Below are 9,810 nucleotides of genomic sequence, written 5' to 3' on the forward strand. Positions count from 1 at the left end.
TCCACCAGCCAGAGCGCCGCCGTGTCGAGCTCGACGGCAAGCCGCCAGTGCGCCGGCACGTCGCGATCCTTGCGACCGACGAACAGCGCTCCCCGACGCCCAGGGCACAGGTCGAGCGCGTGCGCGTCGAAGCGCAGGGTGATGGTGCGGCCCAGCCGCTCCACGCCCGTCAAAGGGCGCCCGATCAGCGCATCGTGCGCCCCCTCGAGCGCCGTGGGCGACGCCCGGTGCACGGCGCGAAGGCGGCGACCCGAGACGCGCTCGGAGAGCCATCGGCGGACGCACTCGGCCTCGGGCAGGAACATCAGGCGCCAGTCACCGCTTGCGGCGGGGCGAGTGGCTTCATCTCAGCCCAGTTCTCTCCGACCTTGACGTCGACCACGATGGGCACCGACATGGGCAGCGCCCCCGCCATGAGGGCTGTCACCCGTGGCGCAATCTCGGCCACGCGATCGCGCTCGACCTCGAAGACCAGCTCGTCGTGGACCTGAAGGCGCATCTCAGCCTCCGGCAGCTCGCGGTCGAGCGCCACCATGGCGAGCTTGACGAGATCCGCCGCGGTGCCCTGAATGGGTGCATTGGTGGCCATGCGCTCGGCGGCGGCCTTGAGCATGCGGTTCTGGCTGTTGATGTCAGACAGCCACCTGCGACGACCCAGCATGGTCTCGACGTAACCCTTGTCCTCGGCGTCGCGCACGGTTCTCTCCATCATGTCGCGCACGCCGCCGAAGTTCTCGAGGTAGCGATCGATGAAGTCGCGCGCCTCCTTGCGGCTCACGCCGATGCGCTGCCCCAGCGCGTCCGGACCCATGCCGTAGAGGATGCCGAAGTTGACCTCCTTGGAGGCGCGCCGCTGCTCGGAGGTCACCGATTCGCGGGGCACGCCGAACACCTGCGCGGCTGTGGCGGCGTGCACGTCACCCCCGTCCCGGAAGATGCCCACCAGCCGCGCGTCGCCGCTGAGGTGGGCCATCACCCGAAGCTCGATCTGGGAGTAGTCTGCCGACATCAGCACCCGGTCCGGACGGCTCACCACGAAGGCGCGCCGGATGCGCCTTCCCAGCGGCGTGCGAACGGGGATGTTCTGCACATTGGGGTCAGACGACGACAAACGCCCGGTCGCCGCCACGGTGGCGTTCCACGACGTGTGAACGAGCCCGTCGGCATCGGCCAGGCGCGGCAGCGCCTCGACGTAGGTGCCGTTCAGCTTGGCCACCTCACGGTAGTCGACGATGCGCTGGCACACCGGATGATCAGGCGCAAGCTTGAGGAGCGTGTCGGCGTCGGTGACGTACTGCCCGACCTTGGTCTTGCGCCCCCCGGGGATCTGCAGGCGCTCGAAGAGCACCTCTCCCAGCTGCTTCGGGCTGTTCACGTTGAAATCGACGCCCGCCAGGGTGCAGATCTCACGCCGCATCGCGTCGAGCTCGCCGTCGAGCTCCCGACCGAGCGCCTCGAGATAGGGCACGTCGACCTTCACCCCACGTCGCTCCATGCGCGCGAGAATCGCCTGCAGCGGCATCTCCACATCGAGGAAGAGACGCTCCTGGCCCTCCTCGCGCAGGCGCTTGAGCAACCCAGTGGCCAGCTCGAGGGTGGCAGCGGCGGTCTCTCCCGCAAAGCGGGCGCGAACGGCGCCATCGACGGCGCTCCAGGGAACGGCCTTGGCCCCCTTGCCCAGCATCACCTCCGCGTCCGGAGGCAGCCGCGTGCCGTGACGCGCAGCAATGGCCTGCAGCGACTTCTGGCTCTCCGACGACTCGAGCAGGTACGACGCCACCCCGACATCGCGCCATCGCGAGAAGTCGATGTCATCGCCGAGCTCGACCATCAGCGATTTCAGATCGAAGGTCCAGGCCTCTCGATCGAGCGACGAGATGAGCGCGCGCACGGTGCCCGCATCGGCGCCGGGCATCGCGGGAGCGGGCTCGAGGGTAAGCTGCTCGACCTCGGCGGACGCACAGGCCACTCCCAGGGCGATGGCGTGGTCGGGGTCGGTGGCGAATCCCGCCTCGATGGTATGGCCCTCCGCACGCACGAATGAAACCCCGAAAAGATCGGCCGACGACGACCGCTGCAGACGCTGCGTGACCTCGGCGGCATCATCGGTCTCGAACACGTCGACGTCGGGCCGGCGCGAAGACCCGCCTTGTTCAGCGGTGGCGCTCCCCCCCTCCGCAGACGAGAGCCGCAAGCGCTCCACCACCCGCCGGAACTCGAGCCGCTCGAGGATGTCGCGCGCGCTCAGCGGCACGCCGGACCACTGACACCCCTCCCAGTCGATCTCGAGCGGAACGGCCGTGTTGATTGTGGCAATGGCCTTGAAGCGGTGCATGATCTCCGCGCTCTCCACGAGCCGATCACGCCATCGCTGGGGAAGGGCCTCCGGGTGTTCGAGCATCGCCTCGACGGTGCCGAACTCCCCGATGAGCTTCGAGGCGGTTCCCTTTCCGATGCCCTCGACGCCAGGGATGTTGTCGGAGCTGTCGCCCGCCAGCGCCTTGAAATCGGGGATGCGCGCCGGCTCGAAGCCGAAGCGCTCCACCACCCCCGGAACATCGTAGCGCACCGTATCGGTGATGCCGCGCACCGTGGCCATGACGCGCACATGCGCATCGACCAGCTGCAGCAGGTCGAGATCACCGCTGACCAGCACCACCTCGTCGAACCCCTCAGCCTCAGCTCGCCTGGCCAGGGTGCCGATGCAATCGTCGGCCTCGTGCTCCGTCGTCGCATAGATGGGGATCTGGAAGGCCGTGACGAGCTCCTCGATGACCGGGAGCTGCGTGGTGAGATCTTCCGGCATGCGGTCGCGCCCGCCCTTGTAGTCGGCGTAGACCGCCGTGCGCGAGAGCGGGCGGCCGCGATCGAACGAGACCGCGACGTGCGTGGGCTGCTCGGTGTCGATGGACTTGAGCAGCATGTTGGTGAAGCCGAGAACCGCGTTCACGGGCTCGCCCTGACGCGTGGTGAGCTTCGGCATCGCGTAGAAGGCGCGATAGGCGAGGCTGTGGCCGTCGACCAGCATGAGACGTCTCTTGGCGGGCGAGTCAGACATGGCGCGCAGTTTCTGCCCCCCTTCGGAGGGTTCCTCCGCGAGGGCAGGCGACTGCGCCGAACGCCGAGACAGAGAGCGCCAGGGGCGTGGCCTCAGCGTGGGCGAACCGATCAGGCGATGCGGTGGGCGCTCAAGGTTCGGGAATCGGTGGGTTCAGCGGAACGCGCCGCGCGATGTCATACGCGCAGCCTTCGATGAGGATGTGCGTGCGCACGTTGTAGATCGACAGCGGCACGTTCGTGTTGTCGACGAACGGCACATTCGTGTAGGTGATCTCACCCCCATCGAGGACGGTCACGGTGCCGCTCCCACAGACGCTGAAGGTCTTGTCCGGCAGGATGTGGCACGCCGTGTCCTCGTCGATGCCGATGCCGAGCAGGAAGGGGTTGTGCGCCACCACCGTGAGCAGGCGGCCGATGCGACGCCGAGCCGAGAAGTGCTGGTCGACCACCACGTTCTTCAGCAGCCCGAGACCGGCCCCCACCATGACCTTGCCCTTTCGCGGGGACAGGCCGGTGGTGCCGGACATGATCATGTGGCGAGACACGGCCGACGCGCCCGCGCTCGTTCCCCCCACCACCCCGCCGCGCTCATACATGCGGTAGAGCGCCTGAGACAGCGTGGTTCCGCCGATGGCGCTCGTGAGCGCCAGCTGGTTGCCACCGGTGAAGAAGGCGCCGGTGAGCTGCTCCATGAAGCGGACATACTTGGGATTGAAGGCGTCGTTGCGCGACATGATGGGCATGGCGTAGACATCGCGCACCCCGAGACCACGGAACAGCTCGACGTAGACATCAGCCGCCTGTGGGGAATGGGGCTTGGCGGTGGCCAGCACGCCGATGCTGGCCGACGAACCGCCGCACAGCTCGACGAAGCGGCGCAGAACGCGCATGGCGCCCTTCTTGTCTTCAGCGCCCCCGATGATGAAGAGCGAGCCCTTGACCGATGAGTCTGAGCTCTGGCTCTCGTGGGGTGCGCCTTGCGAGAGGCGGGCCAGGGCCTGCGCTCTCGCGGCTTCTTTGGCGTCAGATGCGCGGGAGGTGCTGTCGATCTTGCTCACGTCGCGCCCGGTTCGGCGAAAACCCCATCAAATCCTGGCAGGCGCGGCAGGGCTCGGCTGCGGGCAGGGCAAAGGCGTTCACGCGGCGCATTTACCCGCACGCACCGACCCAGGCCTTGCTCGCGTGCCTGGCCCAACGAATCTCAGGAGAACGCCGCCGATGCCCGGTACGCCCAACGAACACGTTCAATCCACCCGTCCCCTGCGCACCTTCGAGCGCGGGCTGACCATCCGCAGCACGCGTCTCTACCAGGGCCCGAACGTGTGGGCCTTCAAGCCGCTGGTGCACATGGTGATCGACCTCGGCGACCTCGAAGAGCACCCGAGCGACGCCCTCGAGGGCTTCACCGACGCCCTGCTCGAAGCCATTCCCACGCTGTGGGAGCACAAGTGCTCGGTGGGGCAGCACGGCGGCTTCGTGCAGCGCCTGCGCACGGGCACCTGGATGGGGCACATCGCCGAGCATGTGGCCCTCGAGCTGCAGACTCTCGCCGGCAATCCGGTGAAGTTCGGAAAGACACGGGGCACCGACGAGCCCGGCGTCTACAACATGGTGTACGAGTACGTCGAGGAGAACGTGGGCATCGCGGCGGGCAGGCTGGCCATCGAGCTGGTGGGCGCGCTCGCCGAGGGGCGCAGCTTCGACCTCGCACCGCGGCTGGCAGACCTCGCGTCGATGGTCGAGGAGCTCGCCTTCGGCCCCAGCACGCAGTCCATCCTCAACGAGGCGAAGATCCGCAAGATCCCCGTCATCCGGCTCAACGACGCCAACCTCGTCCAGCTGGGCTACGGGCGATGGCAGCAGCGCATACAGGCCACCACGACGTCGCTGACCCGCATGATCTCGGTCGACATCGCCTGTGACAAGAACCTGACGAAGCGCCTGCTGGCCGACATCGGCATCCCTGTTCCACAGGGCGCCGTGGTTCGAAGCCTCGCGGAGGCACTCGAGCAGGCCGCTGAGATCGGCTACCCCCTGGTCACCAAGCCGCTCGACTTCAGCCACGGTCGCGGCATCAGCCTCGACATCCGCACCCCGGAAGCGCTCGAGAAAGCCTTCCAGGCGGCGTCCTCCTACACCCGGGACGTGATTCTCGAGCCCTACATCACGGGGCGTGACTATCGGGTGCTGGTGGTCAACGACAACGTGATCGCCGTGGCCGAGCGCGTGCCTGCCCATGTGGTGGGAGACGGCACGCACACGGTCACCGAGCTCATCGATCTGCTCAACGCCGACCCGCGGCGCGGCGTCGGCCACGAGAAGGTTCTCACTCGGGTGAAGATCGACGACGAGACGATGCGCCTCCTTGGAGAGCAGAACCTCACGCTGACGTCGGTTCCCGCGGCCGAGCAGATGGTGATGCTCAAGGCTACCGCCAACATCTCGACCGGAGGAACCGCCATCGATCGCACAGACGAGGCGCTGTTCGAGAACATCGAGATGGCTCGGCGAGCCGCGCGGGTCATCGGGCTCGACGTGGCCGGGATCGACATCATCTGCAAGGACATCCGCACCTCCATCGCCGACACCGGCGGCGCGATCATCGAGGTGAACGCGGCGCCGGGCTTCCGCATGCACGTTGCACCGTCCGAGGGGAAGCCGCGCGATGTGGCCGGACCGGTGGTCGACATGCTGTTCCCGCCGGGAACGCCGTTCCGCGTCCCCATCCTCAGCGTCACCGGCACCAACGGCAAGACCACCACCGCGCGCATGTGCGCGCACATCCTGAAGATGGCGGGGCAGAAGGTCGGGCTCACCACCACCGACGGCATCTACATCGACGGCAACCTGGTGCGACGCGGCGACATGACAGGGCCGTGGAGCGCGCGCATGGTGCTCAAGGACCCCAGCATCGATGTGGCCGTGCTCGAGACCGCGCGGGGGGGGATCCTGCGCTCGGGCCTCGGTTTCGATCGCAGCAACATCGGCGCGGTGCTGAACGTCTCCGACGACCACCTCGGGCTCGGAGGCATCAACACGGTCGACGAGCTGGCCAATGTCAAGTCACTGGTGATCGAGGTGGTCCTTCCCGGAGGCTGGGGCGTTCTCAATGCCGAGGACCATCGCTGCGTGGCCATGGCAGAGCGATGCGACGGCAAGGTGGCCTGGTTCTCGTATGACCCAGGCAATGCGCTGTTCCGAGGCCACGTGGAGAGCGATGGCAAGGGCGCCACCTACGAGCAGCAGACCATCGTCCTCCACGATGGACGCAAGCGCATGCCCGTGGTGAACGTGGTGGAGGTGCCCGCCACCTATGGCGGCACGTCGAGCGCGAACATCAAGAACGCCCTTGCCGCGGCACTGATGTGCCATCTCGCGGGGGTGGCCATCGAGGACATCCGCCAGGGCCTTCAGACCTTCGACGCCTCGTTCCATCTGACCCCGGGACGCATGAACCTGGTCGACGTGAAGGGGTTCCGCGTGCTGCTCGACTACGCCCACAACGCCGCGGCCTTCGAGGAGATGGCCAGCTTCGTGCGGGCCTTCCACAAGCAGCGGAGCATCGGCGTCATCGCCGGGCCTGGCGACCGTCAGAACAGCGCCCTGACCCGACTGGGCGAGCTCGCGGGCGCCATCTTCGACGTTCTCATCATCAAGGAAGACGACAATCGCCGGGGACGCGCGCCGGGAGAGACCGCATCGATTCTCGAGGCGGGCGTGCGCGCGGGGCGAGCGGCGGCGGGGCGTGAGACCACCGACGAGAACCTGCGCATCATCCCGGTCGAGCCGGAAGCGGTAGACTGCGCGCTGAAGCTGGGGCGCCGTGACGACCTCGTGGTGATCCTGGGAGACGATCTGCTGCGCTGCTGGGAGCAGATCAGCGCCGCGCGACGCGGCTGACCCCCCCTACTCCTGCGCGGGCGGATCGGCGGCAAGCGTGAAGATGAACGTGCTGCCACGCCCCAGCTCGCTCAGAACCCGCACCTGCCCTCCGTGGGCACGCACGATCTGCTGCACGATGGACAGACCCAGCCCCGTGCCGCCCGGTGTTCGGCCGTCGCTGCCGGCAACATGGAAGAAGCGCTCGAAGATGCGCTCCAGGTTCTCGGGAGCGATGCCAGCCCCCGTGTCGGCCACCTCGACCTGCACCGAGCCGTCGTCGAGCCGACAGGCCCGGATCTCGACGCGCCCGTCTGCCGTGAACTTGAGCGCGTTGCCCACCAGGTTGTAGAAGACGCGGGTCAGCATGCCGCGATCTGCGTTCACCGAGAGCCCCACGGGCACATCTGCGCCCAGGAGAATACCCTTCTTGCGCGCCGCCAGCCGGAAGTTGGAGCAGATCTCGGTCGCGAGAGAATCGAGCCGGACCTCCTGCACGTGCATGCGCATGAGCCCCTTGTTGGCTTCGAGACGAGAGAGCGACAACAGGTTCTCGATGAGCTCCTTGAGGAGATCGGTCTGGCTGTCGACCGTCTCGAGGATGTCGAGCACCGCGTCATCGAAGCGACGTGGATCCTTGAGGAGAACATAGAGGTAGCCCTTGATGATGGTGAGCGGGGTTCGCAGCTCATGCGCCACGGTGGAGAGAAAGTCGGACTTGACCGCGTCCATCTTGCGCAGATGCTGGTTCATGCGGCTGATCTCGTCGAACATGGCCACATTCTCGATGGCCATGGCCAGATGGCGGGCAAGCTCACGGACCCGTGCCTCGTGGTGAGACTCGAAGGCACGGCGGCGTCGGCTCGCAAGCGCCAGCGCGGCCACCGTCTCGCGCCGAACGATGAGCGGAACGAGCATGAAGCTCTTCATGCCGCGACCCGAGAGGTACTGCTCGAACCCGCCCTCCGCGTCGTCGATGTCGTGCCGGAGAACGGGTCCCTGGCCAGCCAGGGCTTCCTGCACGAGCGTGTGCGCGAGGGGAAAGGTGATCTCGCGCTTCGACAGCCCGCCGTCATCGGCGGTGGACACCGACAGCCGCATCAGTGCGTGCTCGCGGTCGACGATGATCAGGCCTGACCAGTCACACGCGACGAACTTCCCGGTGCTGGCCACCACGCTGCCAAACACCGAGGAGAGCTCACGGGTCGAGCTCACCGTTTCGGTGAGGCGGCTGATCGCCTCGAGACGCTCGACCCGATCCTCGAGCTGACGAATGAGTCGGGCGTTTCTGAGGAAGATGCTCGCCTGTCGCACGACACCGTAGATGAGATCGATCTGCGACGGCGCGAACATGCCGGAGGTGGTGTGCATGACGAACACCAGGCCTGTGCAGGTCTCCTGGGAGACGAGCGGCCAGACCCCAAGGGCGCGCGCGCCGCAGAGCGTGGTGAGGAACATCTCGGTCGGGCCGAGATCGACAGCGTCGAGGTCAGCCTCGACCCGCGCCTTGCGCTTCTCGAAGACGAGCCGCGAGAGCTCTTCCTGCGCCGGGAAGAAGCGCAGCAGCTCGCCGATGTGCAGGCGCTGAAGGCCATCGAGTCCCCAGGAGGCGCACACCCGAAGGCAGTCTCCCCCCTCGTCGTCGGAGAGGATGATGCAGTGCGACGCCTGCAGCGCTCGGGCGCACATCTCCGCAAACCCATGCATGCCCTCCCCCACCTGAAGGGAGCTGGCCGCGAGCCGGGCCGCCTCGAGCATGAGGCGGCGCCCCTCAGACTGACGTGCCTGCTCGAGCTGGAGCTTTGCGTTCTCGATGGCGAGGCTGGCTGGAATCGCCAACCGCTCGAACGCGGATATCTCGCGCGCGTGCATCACGCACGGGTCTGCGAAGACGGCGGTGAGTGTGCCGACGACCCGCTCGCCAAAGACCAGGGGAACGACGAAGAGACTGTCGGGGCCGTTCTCAAAGGGGGCTCCGCGATCGCCCACCTGGGTGAACAGCGTGGCGCGGCGGGTCTTCATCACCTCTCGCTCGAGCGGGCCGCACCAGGCGGGCAGGGGCGCTGGCGCGATGCGCCGGGCATGCCACCATGCGCCCACGATGAGTGCCGGCCCCCCCTGTTCGGTGAAGAGCACGTGGCACGCTTCGGTGGAGAGCACCTTGCCCGCGTTCTCGACGATGTGCGTGAGCACCGACGCGGCATCACGCGACAGCACCAGCCCCAATGCCTCGTCGTGCAGCGCGCTGAGTGCGCGGATGCGCTTGCGCAGCGGCTTGGCGAGCGCTGACAGATCAGGCATCGCAGCTCACCTCCCCCTTCGGCGAGGCAACGCCCTGCCGCGACCCATCGGCAGCCGGGCGCGCGTCTGGCTCAGTACTTGACCTTGAGGATGAGCTCGATGCTGTGGATGAGATCTTGCGGCTCGAACGGCTTCGTGATGTAGTAGTTGGCCCCGAGGCTGTAGCCCTTCATCAGGTCCTTGTCCTCGGTCTTTGCCGTCACGACGATGACAGGCACCTGGGCCGTCTCCGGCCGCTCGCGCATGTCCTTGAGGATGGAGAAGCCGTCGACGTTCGGCATCATGATGTCGAGGATCACGAGATCGTATCGGTTTGCGTGCAGCTTCTCGAGCGCCTCGTTGCCTTCGACGGCCTCATCGATATCGATGCCGTCCTTGCGAACGAGGATGTTGAACAGCTTGCGGATGTGCTGATCGTCTTCGACGATGAGAATCTTCTTGTTCGTGTCGGCGGTCAAAGCCCGCACCTCCGTGGTCTGCGAAGCCGCCCGATGCCCAGGGCAGGCGCTGCGCTTCGATGCGCGCTGCAACCCGGAACAGGAAGTCGCGCGCGTGGATGCGTTTCACTTC

Annotated in this window: 6 protein-coding genes; 1 reads left to right on the top strand and 5 read right to left on the bottom strand. The window is 67.0% G+C overall.

What is annotated here, in order from left to right; genetic code table 11:
* The 3 genes from EB084_12585 to EB084_12595 all read right to left on the bottom strand — a co-directional run.
* On the bottom strand, positions 1-305 hold a 305-nt coding region (locus tag EB084_12585), incomplete at its 3' end, for a hypothetical protein (protein ID NDD29093.1).
* Complete coding sequence (gene polA / locus EB084_12590; GenBank protein ID NDD29094.1) at positions 305-3,058, bottom strand: DNA polymerase I; 2,754 nt, start codon at positions 3,056-3,058, stop codon at positions 305-307. The genes EB084_12585 and polA, both read right to left, overlap by 1 nt.
* A gap of 130 nt (positions 3,059-3,188) precedes the next feature.
* The gene (locus EB084_12595) at positions 3,189-4,118 is read right to left on the bottom strand and encodes a cyanophycinase (GenBank protein NDD29095.1); all 930 of its coding nucleotides are present in this window, start codon (positions 4,116-4,118) and stop codon (positions 3,189-3,191) included.
* Positions 4,119-4,341: 223 nt separating this feature from the next.
* Between EB084_12595 and cphA the strand changes: the two genes are divergently transcribed.
* On the top strand, positions 4,342-6,960 hold the full coding sequence (gene cphA, locus EB084_12600; GenBank protein NDD29096.1) for a cyanophycin synthetase: 2,619 nt from the start codon (positions 4,342-4,344) through the stop codon (positions 6,958-6,960).
* A gap of 6 nt (positions 6,961-6,966) precedes the next feature.
* Here cphA and EB084_12605 read toward each other — a convergent pair whose 3' ends face one another.
* Complete coding sequence (locus tag EB084_12605) at positions 6,967-9,240, bottom strand: GAF domain-containing protein (protein NDD29097.1); 2,274 nt, start codon at positions 9,238-9,240, stop codon at positions 6,967-6,969.
* A gap of 71 nt (positions 9,241-9,311) precedes the next feature.
* Positions 9,312-9,770, bottom strand: coding sequence for a response regulator (locus EB084_12610; GenBank protein NDD29098.1), 459 nt, complete (start codon positions 9,768-9,770; stop codon positions 9,312-9,314).
* Positions 9,771-9,810 lie beyond the last annotated feature (40 nt).

The sequence above is a fragment of the Pseudomonadota bacterium genome, assembly GCA_010028905.1.
Classification (GTDB): domain Bacteria; phylum Vulcanimicrobiota; class Xenobia; order RGZZ01; family RGZZ01; genus RGZZ01.

Coding starts and splice junctions, on each gene's coding strand:
- EB084_12605 (NDD29097.1), bottom strand. CDS start 9,240: ATGCCTGATCTGTCAGCGCTCGCCAAGCCGCTGCGCAAGCGCATCCGC.
- polA (NDD29094.1), bottom strand. CDS start 3,058: ATGTCTGACTCGCCCGCCAAGAGACGTCTCATGCTGGTCGACGGCCAC.